Source organism: Pseudomonas soli (assembly GCF_021283165.2).
Classification (GTDB): Bacteria; Pseudomonadota; Gammaproteobacteria; order Pseudomonadales; family Pseudomonadaceae; genus Aquipseudomonas; species Aquipseudomonas soli.
Genome location: NZ_CP128543.1, coordinates 4,177,834 through 4,198,089, shown reverse-complemented (window position 1 = coordinate 4,198,089; position 20,256 = coordinate 4,177,834). Strand labels below are relative to the sequence as shown.

Annotated in this window: 17 protein-coding genes; 12 read left to right on the top strand and 5 right to left on the bottom strand. The window is 65.0% G+C overall.

Annotated elements, in window-relative coordinates:
• Window position 1: 1 nt before the first annotated feature.
• Window positions 2-895, top strand: coding sequence for a 1-aminocyclopropane-1-carboxylate deaminase/D-cysteine desulfhydrase (locus LU688_RS19380; protein ID WP_094012581.1), 894 nt, complete (start codon window positions 2-4; stop codon window positions 893-895).
• Here LU688_RS19380 and LU688_RS19375 read toward each other — a convergent pair.
• Both LU688_RS19375 and LU688_RS19370 read right to left on the bottom strand, forming a co-directional pair.
• The gene (locus LU688_RS19375) at window positions 886-1,431 is read right to left on the bottom strand and encodes a cytochrome b (protein ID WP_023631611.1); all 546 of its coding nucleotides are present in this window, start codon (window positions 1,429-1,431) and stop codon (window positions 886-888) included. The genes LU688_RS19380 and LU688_RS19375 overlap by 10 nt on opposite strands.
• 124 nt (window positions 1,432-1,555) lie before the next feature.
• Entirely contained in the window at window positions 1,556-2,551 is a 996-nt protein-coding gene (locus LU688_RS19370; RefSeq protein ID WP_094012582.1) for a DUF1853 family protein, read from the bottom strand.
• 44 nt (window positions 2,552-2,595) lie between these two features.
• On the opposite strand from LU688_RS19370, the gene LU688_RS19365 reads away from it, so the two are divergent.
• From LU688_RS19365 to LU688_RS19315, 11 genes are all read left to right on the top strand, one after another.
• On the top strand, window positions 2,596-3,486 hold the full coding sequence (locus LU688_RS19365; RefSeq protein WP_023632574.1) for an NAD(+) kinase: 891 nt from the start codon (window positions 2,596-2,598) through the stop codon (window positions 3,484-3,486).
• Entirely contained in the window at window positions 3,486-4,457 is a 972-nt protein-coding gene (locus LU688_RS19360) for a metallophosphoesterase (protein WP_038706529.1), read from the top strand. The genes LU688_RS19365 and LU688_RS19360 overlap by 1 nt, the downstream gene beginning before the upstream one ends.
• A complete protein-coding gene (locus LU688_RS19355; RefSeq protein WP_094012583.1) occupies window positions 4,454-5,338 on the top strand; it encodes a rhomboid family intramembrane serine protease in 885 nt (294 codons plus the stop codon). The genes LU688_RS19360 and LU688_RS19355 overlap by 4 nt, the downstream gene beginning before the upstream one ends.
• A gap of 13 nt (window positions 5,339-5,351) precedes the next feature.
• Window positions 5,352-5,612: a YeaC family protein gene (locus LU688_RS19350; RefSeq protein WP_023630887.1), complete on the top strand. Its 261-nt coding sequence runs from the start codon at window positions 5,352-5,354 to the stop codon at window positions 5,610-5,612.
• Window positions 5,609-6,439, top strand: coding sequence for a DUF2797 domain-containing protein (locus LU688_RS19345; RefSeq protein WP_038706528.1), 831 nt, complete (start codon window positions 5,609-5,611; stop codon window positions 6,437-6,439). The genes LU688_RS19350 and LU688_RS19345 overlap by 4 nt, the downstream gene beginning before the upstream one ends.
• A gap of 13 nt (window positions 6,440-6,452) precedes the next feature.
• Complete coding sequence (pepN, locus tag LU688_RS19340) at window positions 6,453-9,110, top strand: aminopeptidase N (protein ID WP_094012584.1); 2,658 nt, start codon at window positions 6,453-6,455, stop codon at window positions 9,108-9,110.
• Between the two features lie 194 nt (window positions 9,111-9,304).
• Complete coding sequence (locus tag LU688_RS19335; protein WP_094012585.1) at window positions 9,305-10,321, top strand: WD40/YVTN/BNR-like repeat-containing protein; 1,017 nt, start codon at window positions 9,305-9,307, stop codon at window positions 10,319-10,321.
• Complete coding sequence (locus LU688_RS19330; RefSeq protein WP_094012586.1) at window positions 10,318-12,711, top strand: efflux RND transporter permease subunit; 2,394 nt, start codon at window positions 10,318-10,320, stop codon at window positions 12,709-12,711. Before LU688_RS19335 ends, LU688_RS19330 begins: the two co-directional genes overlap by 4 nt.
• Window positions 12,712-12,808: 97 nt before the next feature.
• Window positions 12,809-13,099 (top strand): DUF5629 family protein, encoded by a 291-nt coding sequence (locus LU688_RS19325; protein ID WP_023631373.1) that lies wholly within the window; start codon window positions 12,809-12,811, stop codon window positions 13,097-13,099.
• Complete coding sequence (locus LU688_RS19320) at window positions 13,065-14,195, top strand: lactonase family protein (RefSeq protein WP_031315541.1); 1,131 nt, start codon at window positions 13,065-13,067, stop codon at window positions 14,193-14,195. The genes LU688_RS19325 and LU688_RS19320 overlap by 35 nt, the downstream gene beginning before the upstream one ends.
• Window positions 14,196-14,357: 162 nt before the next feature.
• Window positions 14,358-14,534, top strand: a complete 177-nt coding sequence (locus tag LU688_RS19315) for a hypothetical protein (RefSeq protein WP_023631376.1) — start codon at window positions 14,358-14,360, stop codon at window positions 14,532-14,534.
• Between the two features lie 217 nt (window positions 14,535-14,751).
• Here the strand turns inward: LU688_RS19315 and LU688_RS19310 are convergent, their stop codons facing one another.
• Genes LU688_RS19310 through LU688_RS19300 form a run of 3 tightly spaced genes read right to left on the bottom strand, consistent with a single transcriptional unit; the run spans window position 14,752 to window position 20,224 of the window.
• Window positions 14,752-15,348 carry a glutathione S-transferase gene (locus tag LU688_RS19310; RefSeq protein ID WP_094012587.1) on the bottom strand — a complete coding sequence of 199 codons (597 nt, stop codon included), beginning with the start codon at window positions 15,346-15,348 and terminating at the stop codon, window positions 14,752-14,754.
• Window positions 15,345-18,989: an AAA family ATPase gene (locus tag LU688_RS19305; protein WP_094012588.1), complete on the bottom strand. Its 3,645-nt coding sequence runs from the start codon at window positions 18,987-18,989 to the stop codon at window positions 15,345-15,347. Before LU688_RS19305 ends, LU688_RS19310 begins: the two co-directional genes overlap by 4 nt.
• A complete protein-coding gene (locus LU688_RS19300) occupies window positions 18,986-20,224 on the bottom strand; it encodes an exonuclease SbcCD subunit D C-terminal domain-containing protein (protein ID WP_094012589.1) in 1,239 nt (412 codons plus the stop codon). Before LU688_RS19300 ends, LU688_RS19305 begins: the two co-directional genes overlap by 4 nt.
• Window positions 20,225-20,256: the final 32 nt, after the last annotated feature.

Sequence of the window (20,256 nt, the reverse complement as noted above, 5' to 3'; positions counted from 1 at the left end):
CATGTCTGATTTTTCTCTCCCCCAAGCCCCCCTGCAACGCCTCGACCTATCTTGGTTACGCCACGCGGGAATCGAAGCTGCGGTCCTGCGCCTGGACCTGATCGACCCGCTGATCAGCGGCAACAAATGGTTCAAGCTGCGTCATCACCTGCTCCAGGCCCGCAAGGCCGATGCACCGGGCCTGATCAGCCTGGGTGGCAACCATTCCAACCATCTCCACGCCTTGGCCACCGCCGGCAAGCGCTTCGGCTTTGCTACCGCCGGGCTATTGCGTGGCCACCCCCGGGAAACACCGACGGTACAAGACCTTCGAGCCCTGGGCATGGAGATGCACTGGCTCGGTTTCGGCGGCTACCGCAATCGCCATGAACCCGGCTTCTGGGAGCCCTGGCAGGCCCGCTACCCGGGTTGGCACTGCATCCCTGAAGGCGGTGGCGGCCAAGCTGGCGCGCAGGGCTGCGGTTTGATCGTCGCGCAATGCCGAGCGCAATTGGCAACGCTCGGCTGGACGGACTACGACGCCTGGTGGCTGGCGGCAGGCACCGGCACGACCTTGGCCGGAATGGTGCTGGAAGAGGCGGGCAGGCATGTGGTCCATGGCGCCCTGGCCGTGCCCCTCGACCACGGTGTACCGGAAACCGTCGCGGCGCTGGCGGGTGCGCACGGCTATCAGTTGCACGACGCCAGCCGTGGCGGCTTTGCCCGTATCGATGACGCACTGCTGGCGTTTATCGCCGACACCGAACGGCAAACCAGCATGCCGCTGGAGGCGCTCTATACCGGCAAAGCCCTGCTGGCCCTGCGTGACCAGGTCGAGGCCGGGCGTTTTGTCCCCGGCACCCGCCTGGTGTTCCTGCACACCGGAGGCCTGCAGGGACGACGCGGTTACTTGTAGGGCAGCATGCGCAACAGCGTGTTGTCGCGCCGTACATAGTGGTGATAGAGCCCGGCCAGCGCGTGCAGGCCAATCAGCCAGTAGCCCCAGCTGCCGATGCGTTCATGCCAGCCCTTGATGAACTTGCTCAGGTCCGGGTCGGGGGCGACGATCGCTGGCAGCTCCAGGCCATAGAACGGGATCGGCTTGTCGGCGGCACTGAGTATTGCCCAACCGGCCAGCGGCAGGCCGATCATCATCAGGTACAGCAGCAGATGCACCAGGTGCGACAGACCCGTCTGCCAGGCCGGAGGCTTGGGCACGATCGCCGGAGTGGGGCGCGACAGGCGCATGGCCAGACGTAGCCACACCAGTACGAACACTGTCAGGCCGAGCATGAAGTGCAGGTCCTTCATCAAGTCACGTTCGGCACTGCCCTTGGGGAACAGGCCGCGCAGTTCAATGCAGGCGTAGACGGCGGCCAGCAGCACCAGCATCAACCAGTGCAGGGCGATCGACAGCCGCGCGTAATGGGTCGCGGGAGTGGATGAAACCATGGGGAGTCCTCGTCATCAGGTCGGAGAGGGCGCTCTTGTTGGCGCCTGGCTGTCATCGTACGGGTGCTGTGTAAAAATTGTGTTGATATGGATAGGCAAGATGGCCCCTTACAGGATGTTCTACTCAACCAGCCCGGGGAAGATGTGGCCATTTGTCTGCCACCAGAAACACCCGCTCGGCTTCTTGCCAAGCGCCGTGCGCATCCTCCTCAAGCCTGACGAGCAATTGTGCCGGGGCCACCTGATCCAGTTCTTGCAACCAACGATCAAACTGCTCAACTGTCCAGCAACTGCCTGCTTCGACCCGTGCCGGCGCCAGCCACCCATGCCGGGGCAGTGGCTGCCAGCGTCCGGCAGGACAGCGCTCGAGGTAGTCCGCCCAATCCCGCCGATGCAACCAGTGCCCGCGTGAATGCGCCGGATGGGCGCCAGCGGGTGCCTCGGCATACCCAGGCCAGGGGTAGAACAGATAGCCGCCGAGCCACAACCGGGCTTCAACTTCTGCGATTCCCAGCGCGGCCAGTGCGGCGCGGCTATGGGGCTGGCCGGAGATGGTCAGTTGGTGCCCAGCCAGGTGTGCCAGCTTGGTCCCGAGGCGGTCGTGGCAGCCGGGGCCGAGCCAGCGCGCTGGGTCTTGGCCATCGCCAGAAGGCGGACCAAGGTAGAGCTTGATGGCCAGCTCCAGATGATGATCGCCTTCGTAGTCGCGCAGCAGTATGTCCAACTCGCCCAATGTACGTCCGCCATTGCGAATTGCCAGATTGGCCGCCAGTAGCTCGACGCCCGGTGCCTGGTGCAGGGCGAACTGCCATAGGCTTTCGTAGTACATGCCCAGCCGCCGACTGTTCAGGCGTTCCAGCCAGCTCGACAGCGGCGCAGGCGCTCGATCGAGCACCGCGAGCCAGTGGTCCAAGTGCTGTGGATCAGTGGCCCAGGCGCTACCCTTCAGCGGATGGCGCTGAGGGCAGCCGGCCTGCGCCAGCAGTGGGGGGGACAGCAGCGCCCAGGCCAGATCGCGCACGGCGGGGTGATGCAGTTGGCGGGGCAGGTGCTCAAGTTCGGCGAAGGGCATCATCCTGCCAGCATAGCCGGTTTGCTGCTGGCCGGTCCTTTCGCCCATAATCCCGGCATTGTCACCCCGCCGCAGAGCCTCGCAGGAGCACCATGGAGCAATTTCGCAATATCGGTATCATCGGCCGCCTTGGCAGCTCCCAGGTGCTTGACACCATTCGCCGACTGAAAAAATTCCTCCTCGAGCGCCACCTGCACGTGATTCTCGAGGACACTATCGCCGAAGTCCTGCCCGGTCATGGCCTGCAGACCTCGACACGCAAATTGTTGGGCGAAGTTTGCGACCTGGTCATCGTCGTCGGCGGCGACGGCAGCCTGCTTGGCGCCGCCCGCGCTCTAGCCAGGCACAATATCCCGGTGCTGGGAATCAACCGTGGCAACCTGGGCTTTCTCACCGATATCCGCCCCGACGAGCTGGAGGAGAAGGTTGCCGAGGTACTCGACGGTCATTACCTGGTGGAGAACCGGTTCCTGCTGCAGGCCGAGGTGCGCCGTCACCATGAGGCCATCGGCCAGGGCGATGCGCTCAACGACGTGGTGCTGCACCCGGGCAAGTCGACGCGGATGATCGAGTTCGAGATCTACATCGACGGCCAGTTCGTCTGCAGCCAGAAGGCCGACGGCCTGATCGTCGCCACTCCGACCGGCTCCACCGCCTACGCGCTGTCCGCCGGTGGCCCGATCATGCACCCCAAGCTGGACGCTATCGTCATCGTGCCGATGTACCCGCATACCTTGTCCGGCCGGCCGATCGTGGTCGACGGCAACAGCGAGCTGAAGATCGTCGTGTCGAAGGACCTGCAGATCTACCCGCAGGTCTCCTGCGACGGCCAGAACCACTTCACCTGCGCTCCGGGCGATACCATCACGGTGAGCAAAAAGCCGCAGAAACTGCGCCTGATCCATCCGCTGGATCATAACTACTACGAGGTCTGCCGCACCAAGCTCGGCTGGGGCAGCCGCCTGGGCGGCAGGGACGACTGATGCTCGATCCGGCGCGCAGTTTCGACATCATCGGTGACGTGCACGGTTGCGCGCTCACCCTCGAACGCTTGCTCGACGCCCTCGGCTACAAGCGCATCGGCGGGGTCTGGCGGCACCCGCGGCGCCAGGCGTTGTTCCTGGGCGACATCGTCGACCGCGGCCCGCGCATCCGCGAGGCGCTGCACATCGTTCATGACATGGTCGAGGCCGGCCAGGCGTTCTGCATCATGGGCAACCATGAGTACAACGCCCTGGGCTGGGTCACCCCGGCGTTGCCGGGCAGTGGCAAGGCCTTCGTGCGCGAGCACACCCCACGCCATGCCCGGCTGATCGACGAGACCCTCACCCAGTTCGCCCAGCACCCCGGCGACTGGCACGATTTCATCCAGTGGTTCTACCAGCTGCCGCTGTTCATCGACGCCGGTCGCTTCCGTCTGGTGCATGCCTGCTGGGACCCGCGGCTGATCGAGCCGTTGCGCCTGCAGTACCCCACGGGCTGCATCGACGAGCACTTCGTGCAGGCTTCGGCAGTGTCCGGCAGCTTCGCCTCGACGGTGTGCAACCGCCTGCTGCGCGGCACTGACATGCGCCTGCCGGACGGCCTGACCTTGACCGGTGGCGACGGTTTGACCCGCGCCTTCTTCCGCACCAAGTTCTGGGAGGAGGACCCGCAGACCTACGGCGACATCGTCTTCCAGCCCGACGCACTGCCCGATGAAGTGGCCCGCACGCCGCTCAGCCACAGCCAGAAGAACGCCCTGCTGCGCTATGCCGAGGACGAACCGTTGCTGTTCGTCGGCCATTACTGGCGCAGTGGCCGGCCGGCGCCGATCCGCGACAACCTGGCCTGCCTGGACTACAGCGCCGTGCTCTATGGCAAGCTCGCGGCCTACCGCCTGGACGACGAGACCCGCATCGATCCGCACAAGTTCGTCTGGGTCGATGTCGACCGCCCGCAGGCTAGCCAATGAATGTGATCGAAGTGCTGCGCCTGCCGCTGGCGGTCGATCTCAGCGGTTTCGTCGTCCTGCTGCGCCGTCTGCAGGTGCCGCACCGGGTGGTGGAGGAGGGCGAGGAGCAGGTGCTGTGGGCGCCGCCGGCCATGGCCCACGACGTACTGGAACTCTATCGGCGCTTCCCTGAGGGCAATGCCGACCTAGAAGCGATACCCGAACCTGTGGACGCTGGCATGCCGACCGCCCCGGCGGCGCCTTCGCTGAAGGAGCAGGCCATGGCCTGCAAGGTCACCGCCGCCGTACTGATCCTGAGCCTGGTGGTCGCCGGGGTGACCGGCCTGGGTGACAACCTCTCGACCATCGGCTGGTTCACCTTCCTGTCGTTCAAGGTGCAGGGCGACTACCTGTACTTCACCCCCTTGCTCCAGGGCCTCGCCGAAGGCCAGTGGTGGCGCCTGGTGTCACCGATGCTGCTGCACTTCGGCGTGCTGCACCTGGCCATGAACGGCCTGTGGTATTGGGAGCTGGGCAAGCGCATTGAGCTGCGCCAGGGCCCGTGGATGTTGCTGGGGCTGACGCTGTTGTTCAGCCTGGTATCCAACCTGGCCCAGCATTTCACCAGCGGGCCGAGCCTGTTCGGCGGGCTGTCCGGCGTGCTCTACGGCTTGCTCGGGCATGTCTGGCTGTACCAGTGGCTGGCGCCGAACCCGCAGTTCAACCTGCCCAAGGGCGTGCTGGTGATGATGCTGATCTGGCTGGTGATCTGCCTGAGTGGCGTGGTCGGCCAGCTCGGCTTTGGCCAGATCGCCAACGCCGCACATGTCGGTGGGTTGCTCATCGGATGCCTGACGGGGCTCTTGGGTGGCGCGCTGGCGAGGCGTAAACTGACGGCCTGACTGAGGAGACAGCATGTCCACATTCGCGCAAATGATCGAAAACATCACCCCCGAGATCTACGAGAGCCTGAAGACAGCGGTTGAAATCGGCAAATGGTCCGATGGCCGCAAACTGACCGCCGAACAGAAAGAACTGTCGCTGCAGGCGGTGATCGCCTGGGAAATCAAGAACCTCCCCGAAGAGCAGCGTACCGGCTACATGGGCCCGCAGGAGTGCGCCTCGAAGTCGGCGCCGATCGCCAACATTCTGTTCAAATCGGACTCGGTACATTGATCGAACTCGCTCGTGGCTCTCTGAGCAAGATGGCGGTGCGCCTGGACGCACCGGTCGTTCAATACAGTTTCCGCCTGGATGACACCGAGGTGCCGGTCAATCCGCTGATCGGCCAGTCGATCCGCCTCGAGTACCTCGGCGCGATCCACTGCAGCCATTGCGGCAAACGCACCAAGACCAGCTTCAGCCAGGGCTACTGCTACCCGTGCATGACCAAGCTGGCCCAGTGCGACGTGTGCATCATGGCCCCGGAACGCTGCCACTACGACGCCGGCACCTGCCGCGAGCCGTCGTGGGGTGAGCAGTTCTGCATGACCGATCACGTGGTGTACCTGGCCAACTCGTCGGGCATCAAGGTCGGCATCACCCGCGCCACCCAGTTGCCCACCCGTTGGCTCGACCAGGGCGCCAGCCAGGCGCTGCCGATCATGCGCGTGGCCACCCGCCAGCAATCCGGGCTGGTCGAAGACGTGCTGCGCAGCCAGGTGCCGGACCGCACCAACTGGCGCGCGCTGCTCAAGGGCGACGCCGAGGTACTCGACCTGCCGGCCATCCGCGAGCAGATCTTCGACGCCTGCGCCGACGGCATCCGCGCCTTGCAGGAGCGCTTCGGCCTGCAGGCCATCCAGCCGCTGCCCGACGCCGAAGTGGTGCAGATGCGCTACCCGGTCGGGGCCTACCCGAAAAAGATCGTCAGCTTCAACCTCGACAAGGATCCCGTCGTGGAAGGCACGCTGCTGGGCATCAAGGGCCAGTACCTGATCTTCGACACCGGCGTGATCAATATTCGCAAGTACACGGCCTACCAGCTGGCCGTGCTCCAGTAAAAGGATCGTCACCATGCGTACCGAACAACCGCAAGTGATCTACCTCAAGGACTATCAGGCCCCCGAGTACCTGATCGATGAGACCCACCTGACCTTCGAACTGTTCGAGGACCACAGCCTGGTCCATGCGCAGCTGGTCATGCGCCGCAACCCCGAGCGCGGCGCCGGCCTGCCGCCGCTGGTGCTCGATGGCCAGCACCTGGAGCTGCTGAGCGTGCAGCTGGACGACCAGGCGCTTGCTGCCGGCGACTACCAGCTCGATGACGACAGCCTCACCGTGCATCCCAAGGCCGAACGCTTCACCCTGGATACCAGCGTGAAGATCCACCCGGAGAACAACACCGCGCTGGAAGGCCTGTACAAGTCCGGCAAGATGTTCTGCACCCAGTGCGAGGCCGAGGGCTTCCGCAAGATCACCTACTACCTCGACCGCCCGGATGTGATGAGCGTCTTCACCACCACGGTGATCGCCGAGCAGCATCGCTACCCGGTGCTGCTGTCCAACGGCAACCCGATCGGCAGCGGGCCGGCCGAAGACGACCGCCACTGGGCGACCTGGGAAGACCCGTTCAAGAAGCCGGCCTACCTGTTTGCCCTGGTAGCCGGTGACCTGTGGTGCGTCGAGAGCGAGTTCACCCGCCAGTCCGGCCGCGACGTGACCCTGCGTATCTATGTCGAGGAAGAAAACCTCGACAAGTGCGACCACGCCATGGTCAGCCTGAAGAAGTCCATGCGCTGGGACGAGGAAGTCTATGGCCGTGAGTACGACCTGGACATCTTCATGATCGTCGCGGTCAACGACTTCAATATGGGCGCCATGGAAAACAAGGGCCTGAACATCTTCAACTCCAGCTGCGTGCTGGCCCGCGCCGAGACCGCCACCGACGCCGCCCACCAGCGGGTCGAGGGCGTGGTGGCCCACGAGTACTTCCACAACTGGTCGGGCAACCGCGTGACCTGCCGCGACTGGTTCCAGCTGTCGCTCAAGGAAGGCTTCACGGTGTTCCGCGATGCCGAGTTCAGCGCCGACATGAACTCGCGCACGGTCAAGCGCATCGAGGACGTCGCCTATCTGCGTACCCATCAGTTCGCCGAAGACGCCGGCCCCATGGCCCACCCGATCCGCCCGGACAGCTTCATCGAGATCTCCAACTTCTACACCCTGACGGTGTACGAGAAGGGCGCCGAGGTGGTCGGCATGGTCCACACCCTGCTGGGGGCCGAGGGCTTCCGCAAGGGTAGCGACCTGTACTTCGAGCGCCATGATGGCCAGGCCGTTACCACCGACGACTTCATCAAGGCCATGGAAGACGCCAACGGCGTCGACCTGGCCCAGTTCAAGCGCTGGTACACCCAGGCCGGCACCCCGCGCCTGGAGGTCAGCGAGGCCTATGACGCTGCCGCGCAGCGCTACAGCCTGACCTTCCGCCAGAGCTGCCCGCCGACACCGGGGCAGGTTGAGAAACTGCCGTTCGTGATCCCGGTGGCGCTGGGCCTGCTGGATGCCCAAGGCAACGACCTGCCGTTGCGCCTGGCCGGCGAAAGCGCCGCCACTGGCACCAGCCGCGTCCTGTCGGTGATCGAAGCCGAGCAGACCTTCACCTTCGAAGGTATTGCCAGTCAGCCGCTGCCGTCGCTGCTGCGCGGCTTCAGCGCACCGGTCAAGCTGAGCTTCCCCTACGACCGCGACCAGTTGATGTTCCTCATGCAACACGACAGCGACGGCTTCAACCGCTGGGAAGCAGGGCAGCAGTTGGCCGTGCAGGTGCTCCAGGAGCTGATCGGCCAGCACCAGCGTGGCGAAGCACTGGCCCTCGACCAGCGCCTGATCACTGCACTGGGCACTGTGGTTGGCAATGAGTCGTTGGACCCGGCCATGGTCGCCGAGATGCTCTCGCTGCCGGGCGAGGCCTACCTCACCGAGATCAGCCAGGTGGCCGACGTGGATGCCATCCACGCCGCCCGTGAGTTCGCCCGCCGGCAGATCGCCGAGCAGCTGTTCGATGCGCTGTGGGCGCGTTACCAGGCCAACCGCGAGGTCTCGCGCAAGACCGCCTACGTGGCCTCGGCCGAGCACTTTGCCCGTCGTAGCCTGCAGAACATCGCGCTGTCGTACCTGATGCTCAGCGGCAAGCCGCAGGTGCTCGAGGCGACCCTGGAGCAGTACGAGCACTGCGACAACATGACCGAGCGTCTCACCGCCCTGGCGGTGCTGGTCAACTCGCCGTTCGGGGCCGAGCGCGCCAAGGCCCTGGAAGCCTTCGCCGAGCACTTCAAGGACAACCCGCTGGTAATGGACCAGTGGTTCAGCGTGCAGGCGGCCAGCACCCTGCCGGGCGGCCTGGCGCGGGTCAAGGCATTGATGCAGCACCCGGCCTTCACCCTGAAGAACCCGAACAAGGTGCGTGCGCTGATCGGTGGTTTCGCCGGGCAGAACCTGGTCAACTTCCACGCCGCTGACGGTTCGGGGTATCGCTTCCTGGCGGACCTGGTGATCGAGCTCAATGCGCTGAACCCGCAAATCGCCTCGCGTCAACTCGCCCCGCTGACCCGCTGGCGCAAGTATGACGACCAGCGTCAGGCGCTGATGAAGGGCGAGCTGGAGCGGATCCTCGCGTCCGGGGCGCTGTCCAGCGATGTGTACGAGGTGGTGAGCAAGAGCCTGGCGTAAGTCGGGCGAAGTTTGGGGCCGCTTTGCGGCCCCAGTCATTTTCTATGGTTAACAAAACATAACGTCCCGCTCGTTGTTTTCTGTCGGACAAGCCCGATACGATGGTCAGAAGCTATTCCAGGCCTCTGGACCAGGGGTTTCGGCAGTGCCTGGCAATAGATTGACCCACCACAAGAACACAACAGGGGGCAGTCATGAGAGAGCGGATAACGCCACGCCGCAGGCTGGCGGCAGGCGCGATGCTGGCACTGGTGCTGGGCATCGGCGCCGGCAATGCCGAGGCGGCGGTGGCCGCCGAGGAATACTCGGTGGAGTCGGCCAAGGCCAGCCAGAGCCTGTTGATCGGCGCCACCCACGCAGGCCAGCGCCTGGTGGTGGTCGGCGATCGCGGCCATATCCTGTTCTCCGACGACCAGGGCAAGACCTGGACCCAGGCCCGGGTGCCCACCCGGCAACTGCTCACCGCAGTGTTCTTCCTCGACGACAAGCGCGGCTGGGCGGTCGGCCATGATGCTCAGATCCTCGCCAGCAACGACGGCGGCGCGACCTGGAGCAAGCAGTTCGAAGACCTGTCCCGCGAAGCGCCCTTGCTCGACGTGCGTTTCATCGATGCTCAACATGGCTTTGCCGTCGGCGCCTATGGCGCGCTGCTGGAGAGCACCGATGGCGGCCAGCACTGGCAGGACGTCGCCGAGCGCCTGGACAACCCCGACCAGCTCCACCTCAACGCCATCACCCAAGTGAAGGACGCCGGCCTGTTCATCGTCGGCGAGCAGGGCAGCATGTTCCGCTCCAGCGATGCTGGCCAGAGCTGGACGACGGTGCAAGGCCCCTACGAGGGTTCGCTGTTCGGTGTGATCGGCACCGCCCAGCCCAACACCCTGTTGGCCTACGGCCTGCGAGGCAACCTGTTCCGCTCCACCGATTTCGGCGACAGCTGGCAGCCGATCGAACTCAAGGCCGAACGCGGCCCGCTCGAATTCGGCCTGGCAAGCGCTACGCTTCTCGAGGACGGCAGCCTGGTGCTGGTCGGCAATGGCGGCAGCGTGCTGCGCAGCCATGATGACGGGCAGACCTTCAGCGTGCGCAACCGCGCCGACCGTATCGCCCTGTCGGGTGTCAGCGGCCTGGGCGGTGGCGGCCTGTTGCTGGTCGGGCAAGGGGGCGTGCACCTGGCCTCGGCCGACGGTACCCAGGAGGCGCGTCCATGACCAGCCGGGAGAGCTTCGACATGCAGCACAAGGACAAGGCCACCCTGCTGGAACGCCTGATCTTCAACAACCGCCCCGTGGTCATCGGCATCTGCCTGCTGGTGAGCGTGTTCCTGTTCTGGCAGGCCACGCAGATCCGCCCGTCCACCAGCTTCGAGAAGATGATCCCGCTGCAGCATCCGTTCATCGAGCAGATGATGGAGCACCGCAACGACCTGGCCAACCTCGGCAACACCGTCCGCGTCTCGGTGGAGGCTGTCAATGGTGACATCTTCGACAAGGACTACATGGAGACCCTGCGCCAGATCCATGACGAGGTGTTCTACATCCCCGGTGTCGACCGCGCCGGGCTGAAATCGCTGTGGAGCCCGAGCGTGCGCTGGAGCGAGGTCACCGAAGAGGGCTTCTCCGGCGGCGAAGTGATCCCCAATACCTACAATGGCTCCCAGGACAGCCTCGACACCCTGCGCGACAACGTGCTCAAGTCGGGCCAGGTGGGGCGCCTGGTGGCCAACAACTTCAAGTCCAGCATCATCGATATCCCGCTGCTGGAGAACCATCCCGACCCGCAGGATCCGGGGCGCCAGGTCAAGCTCGACTACCAGCAGTTCTCCCACCAGCTGGAAGAGAAGATTCGCGACAAGTTCCAGGCGCAGAACCCGAACGTGAAGATTCACATCGTCGGTTTCGCCAAGAAGGTCGGTGACCTGATCGACGGCCTGGTGATGGTCGCGATGTTCTTCGGCGTGGCGCTGGTGATCACCTGGGCGCTGCTGTACTGGTTCACCTGGTGCATTCGCAGCACCATCGCCGTGCTCATCACCACCCTGGTAGCGGTGGTCTGGCAGTTGGGGCTGATGCATGCGGTGGGCTTCGGCCTGGACCCGTACTCGATGCTGGTGCCGTTCCTGATCTTTGCCATCGGCATTTCCCACGGGGTGCAGAAGATCAACGGCATCGCCCTGCAATCCAGTGACGCCGACAACGCCCTGACCGCGGCCCGGCGCACCTTCCGCCAGCTGTTCCTGCCGGGGATGATCGCCATCCTCGCCGACGCCGTGGGCTTCATCACCCTGCTGATCATCGACATCGGCGTAATCCGCGAGCTGGCCATCGGCGCCTCGATCGGCGTGGCGGTGATCGTGTTCACCAACCTGATCCTGCTGCCGGTGGCGATCAGCTATGTCGGCATCAGCCAGAAGGCCATCGCCCGCAGCAAGAAGGACGCGACCCGCGAGCATCCGTTCTGGCGCCTGCTGTCCAACTTCGCCAGCCCCAAGGTGGCGCCGGTATCGGTGGTGCTGGCGCTGCTGGCCTTCGGTGGCGGCCTCTGGTACAGCCAGAACCTGAAGATCGGCGACCTCGACCAGGGCGCGCCGGAGCTGCGCCCGGACTCGCGCTACAATCAGGACAACAGCTTCATCATCAGCAATTACTCGACCAGTTCCGATGTGCTGGTGATCATGGTCAAGACCCCGGCCGAGAGCTGCTCGATCCACTCGACCATGGCGCCGATCGACGAGCTGATGTGGACCATGGACAACACCCCCGGGGTGCAGTCGACCATCTCCCTGGTGACCGTGTCCAAGCAGGTCATCAAGGGCATGAACGAGGGCAGCCTGAAATGGGAAACCCTGTCGCGCAACCCGGATATCCTCAACAACTCCATCGCCCGTGCCGACGGCCTGTACAACGCCGACTGTTCGCTGGCGCCAGTGCTGGTGTTCCTCAACGACCACAAGGCCGAGACCCTGGAGCGGGTCACCGCAGCGGCCAAGGCTTTCGCCGACAGCCACAGCAAGGAAGGCCTGCAGTTCCTCCTGGCGGCGGGTAATGCCGGCATCGAGGCGGCCACCAACGAAGTGATCAAGTCGGCCGAGCTGACCATCCTGATCCTCGTGTACATCTGCGTGGCGGTGATGTGCATGATCACCTTCCGCTCGTTCGCCGCGACCCTGTGCATTGTCCTGCCGCTGGTGCTGACCTCGGTACTGGGCAACGCGCTGATGGCCTTCATGGGCATTGGCGTGAAGGTCGCCACGCTGCCGGTGGTGGCGCTGGGCGTGGGCATCGGCGTGGACTACGGCATCTACATCTACAGCCGCCTGGAGAGCTTCCTGCGCGCCGGCCTGCCATTGCAGGAGGCCTACTACGAGACCCTGCGCTCCACCGGCAAGGCGGTACTGTTCACCGGCCTGTGCCTGGCCATCGGCGTGTGCACCTGGATCTTCTCGGCGATCAAGTTCCAGGCCGACATGGGCCTGATGCTGACCTTCATGCTGCTGTGGAACATGTTCGGCGCCCTGTGGCTGCTGCCGGCGCTGGCGCGGTTCCTGATCAAGCCAGAGAAATTGGCGGGCAAGGAGGGCGGCTCGATCTTCGCCCATTGAGTGACGCCATGATCGCGGGTCAAGTCGCATCGGCGCACCGCCGCGACTTGACCCGCGATTGCGTATAATGGCGGCCTTTGTCTGAAATGGTATTACCATGACCACCCTCGCCACCGCCCTCGCAGCCTGCGACATGCTCCTGATCGACGGCCTGCACGCCTTCGACTTCACCCTCGACGAATCCGGCCTCACCATCGAATGCATGGACGGCCGCCAACTGCGCCGCTGGTCCTTCACCCCCGAGCAGATCGCTGCCGCCACTGGCGCGGGCGACGACTGGAGCCTGGCCACTGATGAAGGCGAGCATCGTCTAGTCTGTATGAGTGCTTTTCGTGCCCCGGATGAAGAAGACGATGAACAGGAAATGGACACGCCTGCTGACCGCTAGCCTGATGGCTTTGTCAGTCAACGCCCAGGCCGCCACGTTGCTGGTGGGCAGCTACACCGACAACGGCAGCGAAGGGATCTACCGCTACGACTTCAACGCTCGCACTGGCCAGATCGACGCCAAGCCCCGGCAGGTGGTCAAGAGTGTCAGCCCCTCGTGGCTGGTGCTGTCTGCCGACCAGCGCCAGCTGTTCGCGGTAAATGAAACGCCCAAGGGCAACGTCAGCAGCTTCTCGCTAAGCAGCAAGGGCGAGATCAAGCTGCTGAACCAGGTGCCCAGCCAGGGCGACGAGCCGACCCACGCCAGCCTGAGCCATGACCAGCGCTACCTGTTCGTCGCCAACTACGCCGTCGCTCCCGACCCCGGTGGCAGCCTGGTGGTGATCCCGGTGGCCAGGGACGGCAAGCTCAAACCGGTGGTGCAGCAGGCTAGGCACACGCCAAGCAAGGTCAACCCCGAGCGCCAGGCCGGTGCCCATGTGCATTCGCTGGTGCTGTCGCCCGATGGCCGCCACCTGTATGCCAGCGACCTGGGCGCGGACAAGGTGTTCATCTACCGCTATGACGGCGCCAGCCCCGAGCATCCGCTGAGCCCGGCGATTCCGCCGTCAGTGGCGTTGCCACCGGGCAGTGGCCCGCGTCATCTGCTGTTCGACGCCAAGGGTCGGCACGCCTACCTGACGCTGGAGATGAGCGCCGAGGTGGTGGTATTCGATGTGCAGGACGGTGCTCTGACCGAGCGCCAGCACTTGCCGCTGACCGACAGCAAGGATGCAGCGGCCAGGGCCGCGGGCGGGCTGCACCTGTCGGCCGATGGCCGCTTCCTCTATGTCAGCAATCGCGGCACTGCCAACGAGATCGTGGTGTATGCGGTAGGCAAGGATGACGGCCAACTGAGATTGGTGCAGCGCCGCTCGGTCGAGGGCGACCATCCCCGCGAGTTTGCCCTGGACCCCAGTGGCAACTACCTGCTGGTGGCGAACCAGAAGAGCAACCAGATCGTGGTCATGCGCCGAGATCCGCGCAGCGGCAAGCTGGGGGACACCCTGCAGAAGTTGGCGCAGCAGGCGCCTTCGGACCTCAAGTTCCTCGAATAATGGCGGACACTGAGTTGGCGTGGGAGCGGCATCGGCAATTATCAATGGCCATGATAATGGCTACTGCCGCAATGAATTTTTACAGGCAGATCCATCGGCGTAAGTTTTGACCCAAGGCCCACGACGGGCCAACGTCAACCACCGAAGTCGAGGTCTGCCAGCATGAACTTCAATCTCTTCCCACTCATCGCCGCCTCCGCCATCTCTGCCTCCGTCGTTTTGCCAGCCCACGCCCAGGCGGAGCAGGGTACCAAGGCCTCGAGCACCCACAGCTACACCCAGAAATACCTGCAACAGAGCGCGCATTTCCATGCCGCCTTGAGCAAGCACTCCAACTGAGTGTGTAAAGCCATTGGTAATAGCACAAAGCCATATGATTTAATTTGACGCTAAATTTTTGACTCGCCAAAGGGGCAGAGCATGATGTGGCGTATCACGGCGGTAGTGCTGTTGCTGATGTCCGCGCCGATTCTGGCGTTGTGAGTAGCGGGCGGCAGGAAAAAACACAGGACGAACGACGCTTTTTCCTGCGGCCTGCAGTGTGTCGCGTGGGGCACTATGGCTTCGCCATGACGGCCTCGAACAGGGATGACCCCAGCCAGCCCTGAAGCCAGCTCCGCAGCCGCGGATAAGCAGCCTCGGCGAACCATTGCGGTTCGACCCCGGCAAACTGGCGCATCAAGGGCAGCAAGGCGGCGTCGGCCAGGCTAGGGTGCTCGGCGAGTAGCCAGGGCCTGCCTTCGAGAAGGCTTTCCAGCTCGGCCAGCCAGGGCTCGGCCTGGGCGCGGTAGTGGGCCCGGGAATACTTTGGATAGCGCTCGGCATACTTGTACAGGTTTACCTGCGCCTTGAACGCGCTGTCGTTGCGGGCTATCAGCGCGTCGGCCTGGCGCGCGGCCGCTGGGTCAGCCAGCAGGCGCCAGTCTTCGGGGTCGTGGCGGTCGAGCGCCCAGCGCATGATCTCGAGGCTTTCCTCCAGTACGCCATTCCCGGTATCGAGCACCGGCACCGTGCCCTTGGGCGACAGTGCCAGCAGTTCGGCGGGCTTTTCCTTCATCTTTACCTCGACCACCTGCACGTCGCACCCGGCGTAGCGCAGCGCCAGGCGTGCGCGCATGGCCCAGGGGCAGCGGCGGAACGAGTAGAGAATCACCCGCACACCTCGACATCGCTCAGCCCATTGCCCTGACGGCGCACCTGGATCTGCACCGGGATGCGTTCGTGCATCTCCTGCACGTGGGAGATCACCGCTACCTTGCGGCCCTGAGCCTGCAGACCGTCGAGGGCGTCCATGGCCAGTTGCAGCGACTCGGGGTCGAGGCTGCCGAAGCCTTCGTCGATGAACAGCGATTCGATGCGCAGGGTGCTGGAGGCCATCGACGCCAGGCCCAGGGCCAGCGCCAGGGAGACCAGGAAGGTTTCGCCGCCCGACAGCGAGTGCACAGAGCGCAGCTCGTCGCCCATCTCGGTGTCCAGCACCAGCAGGCCCAGCGCGCTGCCGCCGCGCTTGAGGCGGTAGCGTTTGGCTAACTGGCGCAACTGGCTATTGGCGTGGTGCAGCAGCAGGTCGAGATTGTAGCCCTGGGCGATCTTGCGGAACACATCGCCCGAGGCCGAGCCGATCAGCGCATTCAGGCGCGCCCAGCGTTGCCATTGCTGGTAGGCCTGCTCGATCTGCTCGGCCAGGGCCTGGCTGGCCTGCTGACGGCGCTGGTCGTCGGCCTGGCGCGCGCGTAGTTCGGCGCAGCCTTGTTCTTGAGCGGCCAGTTGCTGCTGGAGCTCGCTGAGTGCTTGCTCCAGTTCTTCCGCCGGCAATTCGCCGTGGGCCTGGCTGGCATGTTGCTGCAGGCGTTGTTCACGCTCCTGAAGCAGCACCCGGCCTTGCTCGATGGCCTTCTCTGCAGTTTGCAGGCGCTGACGCAATTCACCGAGCTGGGCATCGTCGACGGCCAGCAGGCGGTCAAGGCCGGCATCGTCCAGCTCAGGGTGCGCGCTGCGCCAATTGGCGATTTCGCCCTGCAACTGCTGATGCTCCTGTTCCAGGGCCTGCTGACGCTGCTGGTTGGCCTTGAGGTCGCCGGCCAGTTGCACGCTTTGGGTGTGCAGCGCTTGCAGCTTCTGGACGCAGTCGGCCTCGGCGCTGCGCGCCTGCTCCAGCTGGGTATCCATGTACTGTTGCCAGGCTTCGGCGCTGGGCTGTTCACCGAGCAGTTCGCCAAGTGTGGCGCGGGCCTGCTGGTGTTGCGCGTCCAGCGTGGCAAATTTCTGTTGCAGTTGCTGATGCACGTGCAGGCGTGTCTGTTGCTGGTCCCGCAGCTTGTCGAGCTGGACTTGACGGGCCTGTTGCTCTTCCTGTTCGTCCTTGCGCAGGTCGAGTTGTTGGCGGCGCTGGGCGATCTGCTGGTCGAGGCCGAGGAAGGCGTTGGCCGGGTCGTCGCGCAGGGCCTGGAGAATGTCCTGGGGCAGCACGCTGCCCAGGTCGTCGAGGCTTTGTTCCAGTTGCTGGGCGTCGGCGGCCAGGGCCTGGTGCTGCTGGTCGAGGTGACGCTGCGCCTGTTGCTGGGCCTCGCCTGCGGCCTGCAATTGCTGGGTAAGGCGAGCGGCATCCTTCTGCAGGGTGAGCAGGGCGCCCTGACGTTTCTCGTCGCGGTCTATCTCCTCGCCGAGGCGGCGTAACTGGCCGTCGAGCCACTTGCCGCGGGCCGCGTCGTCTTGCGGGGCAAGCGCCGGCCACAGAGCATGGGCGTGGAGCTGTTCGGTCACAGGCTGCAACTGCTCGCCGAGCTGCTGTTGTTGTTGCTGGTAATCCTTGAGCTGGGCATTGACCACGCCCAGTTCGGTGCGCAGTTCCACCAGCTTGCCATTGAGCTGCTCGACTTGCTTGTGCGCCGCCTCTTCCTCGGCCTGGTCGTGTCGACCAAGGCTGTGCAGCAGGGCTTCGGGCTGGTGGAACGGGTGTTCGGCGCTACCGCAGACCGGGCAAGGCTCGCCGTCGCGCAGTTGCGCGCGCAGCTCTTCGACGCTGGTGTTGCGCGCCAGGCGCTGGCGCTCGAGCAATTGACGGGTGAGGGTCAGCGCTTGCTCGGCGCTTTCCAGCTCGGCCTTGGCCGCGGTGCCTTCGCCGATCAGTTGCTGGCGCCGCTGCATGGCTTGCTGCTGGCGTTCACGCAGGGCGGCGATGGCCTGGCGCAGTTCCTGCTCGCGACCATGCAGGCGGCCCAGCTCTTCGACGGCGCGCTGTTGCTTGCGGTTGTCCTGAAGCATGGCGCCGAGCAGATCGACCTGCTCGGCCAGCGCATGGGGTTCGGCACCGGCTTCGCGGAACAGCAGTTCGAAATGCTCGCGTTGCGCTTGCAGTTGGGCGTTGGCCTGGCTGGCCTGGGCCTGCAGCCCGGGCAGCTCTTCGCGGCCCTTGGCCAGGCGGCCGCCGGTCAGCATGACCTGCTTGAGTTGTGGCAGATAGGCCTGCCAGGCGTCGGCGAGGCCGCCCAGATGCTGGCTTTCGGCCAGGGCGGCATCGATCTGCGACAACTGCTGCTGGCTGCGTTGCTGATGGTCCTCCAGCTGTTGCAGCTGCTGCTGGCCCGCGCTGGCCTCCTGCTCGGCCTGGTTACAGGCTTCGCGCTGTTCCGTCAGGTCCTTGTCCAGGCGTGCGATGTCGCCTTGAGCGGCGAAGGCCTGGCGCAGGCGCGGAGCGTTTTCGCCTTGCAGGGCCTGCTGTTGGCCCAGGTGCTGGCGGGCGGCTTCGAGGGACTGCTGCAGTGCGTCGATATCTTGCTGCATATCGCTTTGCTGGCGTTGTTGCTGGTCGATATCCGCCTGCACCGGGGCCAGTTGCGCGGCCAGGTGCTGTTGGCGATGGAACTGGTGGCGCTGGGGCGCCAGGCGCTCCAGGCGTTGCAGGTCGACGCGCTGTTCGGCCAGTTGCTGCCACGCCTGCTCGGCGGCTTGCAGGGCAGTGCCGGCCTCATGGTGCTGGGCGTGCAGGCGCTGCTGTTCTTCGAACCAGGTGCGCTGTTGTTCGAGCAGGCGCTGGCGTGCCTGGCCGGCCTTGAACTGTTGCTGGGCCAGTTCAAGTTCCTGGTCGAGGGCGGCACGAGCTTCGGCGTCCATCGGCAGCAGATGCTCGGCCTGCTTCTTCAGATCGTTGTGTACCTCGCCGGTTTCCCGAGCCTTGCTGAAGGCGCGCTGGCCGAGGCGGGTGTAGATCGCCGTGTTGGTGAGTTTTTCCAGCAATTCGCTGCGCTCACGGTCGTCGGCCTTGAGAAAGGCGCCGAACTCGCTCTGGGCCAGCATCACCGCGCGGGTGAACTGCTCGAAATTCAGGCCCAGGCGGGCCTCGACCAGCTGCTTGTATTCGTTCTTGCCGCTACCCAGCAACTGCTCGCTGTCCAGGTCGTAGAGGCTTTGGCGGCTGTTCTGCAGCTTGCCGGTGGCTTTCTCGCGGGCGCGATTGGCTTCCCAGCGGGCGCGGTAGCGGCAGCCGTCGATGCCGATGAAATCCACCTCGGCAAAGCCGCTGCCGGTGCCACGGCGCAGCAGGTTGCGTGGGTCGGAGGTGGGGATCTCGCCGTCGGCATCCGGCACCTTGGCTTCCCGGGCGATATCGTTCAGGCGTGGCACGCTGCCGAACAGGGCCAGGCACAGGGCGTCGAGCAGTGTGCTCTTGCCGGCCCCGGTCGGCCCGGTGATGGCGAACAGGCCGGCGCTGGCCAGGGGCTCGGCGGTGAAGTCGATGTCGATGGGGCCGGCAAGGGAAGCCAGGTTCTTCAGGCGGATGGCGAGAATCTTCATGGTCGTTCCTCCTCTTGCAGCACGTCCTGCAGCAGCTCGGCAAAGTCGGCCAGGGCCTGCTCGTCGGCAGGGTTGCCGTACTGTTGTTGCCAGGCACGGCCGAACAGGTCCTGCGGGGTCAGCTGCGCCAGTTCGACAAAGGTTTGTTCATCCTCCTCCTGGCGCCCGGCGCCGGCATACTCGGCGCTGATGCGCACCAGGCGCACAGCCTTGCCTTGCAGGGCGGTCTCGATCTGCTGGCGCAGGTCGGGCTGCGGCTCGTCCAGGCGTACCCGCACCTCCAGCCAGGGTTGGCGGTTGGGGTCTTCGAGCAGGTCGATCACCGGCAATTGGCCCAATTGTTCGAGCAACTCGCCCAGCGGTGCCGGGCCGACCCGCTGCAGGGCCACGGCACGCGGCACCGGGCGCGGCTCGACGCTGACCAGTTCGGCGCCCTCCAGCTCCACTTCCAGCACCTGGTGCGGGTAGTTGATTTCAGCGAAGGACAGCGGGATCGGCGCGCCGCTGTAGCGGATGCGATCCTCGCGGTTGACCTTCTGCGGCTTGTGCAGATGACCCAGGGCGACATAGCTGATGGCCTTGTCGAACAGCCGCGCCGGCAGCGCCTCGGCATTGCCGATGATCAGGCTGCGTTCGGAGTCTTCCGAGATGCTGCCGCCGGCCATGTGCGCATGGCTGATGGCGACCAGCGCCTGGTCCTTCTTGCGTTTCTTCTGTGCTGCCGCGATCAACTGCTCGTGGACCTGGGTGATGCCCTGCAGGTAGTCGTCACCCAGCGCCGGCCCGGTGACTTCGGCGGGGCGCAGGAAGGGCAGGGCCAGGCACCAGGCGCCGACCTTGCCGCGGGCGTTGGTCAGCGGGATCAGCAGGCGCTCGGCGTCCAGCTGGCCCTCGTCGAGCCAGTGCACGCGGCCCAGGGCGTGGGTGCGCAGGCGGCGCATCAGTGGCGCCGGCAGCTCGATGCGCGAGCCGGAGTCGTGGTTGCCGGCGATCATCACGATGTCCAGCTTGGGCTGTTGCTCGTGGGCCTGGACGATGAAGTCGTAAAGGCGTTCCTGGGCTTTGACCGGCGGATTGACGGTGTCGAAGATGTCGCCGGCGATCAGCAGCGCATCGGGCTGGCGCAGGCGCAGCTGGCCTAGCAGCCAGTCGAGGAAGCAGGCGTGTTCGAAGTCGCGTTCCTGGCCATGCAGGCTCTGGCCCAGGTGCCAGTCGGAGGTGTGAAACAGACGCATGGAAGATCCGTAGGGTGAGCGGCAGGGGGCGT

Coding starts and splice junctions, on each gene's coding strand:
- LU688_RS19380 (WP_094012581.1), top strand. CDS start 2: ATGTCTGATTTTTCTCTCCCCCAAGCCCCCCTGCAACGCCTCGACCTA.
- LU688_RS19375 (WP_023631611.1), bottom strand. CDS start 1,431: ATGGTTTCATCCACTCCCGCGACCCATTACGCGCGGCTGTCGATCGCC.
- LU688_RS19370 (WP_094012582.1), bottom strand. CDS start 2,551: ATGGGCGAAAGGACCGGCCAGCAGCAAACCGGCTATGCTGGCAGGATG.
- LU688_RS19365 (WP_023632574.1), top strand. CDS start 2,596: ATGGAGCAATTTCGCAATATCGGTATCATCGGCCGCCTTGGCAGCTCC.
- LU688_RS19360 (WP_038706529.1), top strand. CDS start 3,486: ATGCTCGATCCGGCGCGCAGTTTCGACATCATCGGTGACGTGCACGGT.
- LU688_RS19355 (WP_094012583.1), top strand. CDS start 4,454: ATGAATGTGATCGAAGTGCTGCGCCTGCCGCTGGCGGTCGATCTCAGC.
- LU688_RS19350 (WP_023630887.1), top strand. CDS start 5,352: ATGTCCACATTCGCGCAAATGATCGAAAACATCACCCCCGAGATCTAC.
- pepN (WP_094012584.1), top strand. CDS start 6,453: ATGCGTACCGAACAACCGCAAGTGATCTACCTCAAGGACTATCAGGCC.
- LU688_RS19335 (WP_094012585.1), top strand. CDS start 9,305: ATGAGAGAGCGGATAACGCCACGCCGCAGGCTGGCGGCAGGCGCGATG.
- LU688_RS19330 (WP_094012586.1), top strand. CDS start 10,318: ATGACCAGCCGGGAGAGCTTCGACATGCAGCACAAGGACAAGGCCACC.
- LU688_RS19325 (WP_023631373.1), top strand. CDS start 12,809: ATGACCACCCTCGCCACCGCCCTCGCAGCCTGCGACATGCTCCTGATC.
- LU688_RS19320 (WP_031315541.1), top strand. CDS start 13,065: ATGAACAGGAAATGGACACGCCTGCTGACCGCTAGCCTGATGGCTTTG.
- LU688_RS19315 (WP_023631376.1), top strand. CDS start 14,358: ATGAACTTCAATCTCTTCCCACTCATCGCCGCCTCCGCCATCTCTGCC.
- LU688_RS19305 (WP_094012588.1), bottom strand. CDS start 18,989: ATGAAGATTCTCGCCATCCGCCTGAAGAACCTGGCTTCCCTTGCCGGC.
- LU688_RS19300 (WP_094012589.1), bottom strand. CDS start 20,224: ATGCGTCTGTTTCACACCTCCGACTGGCACCTGGGCCAGAGCCTGCAT.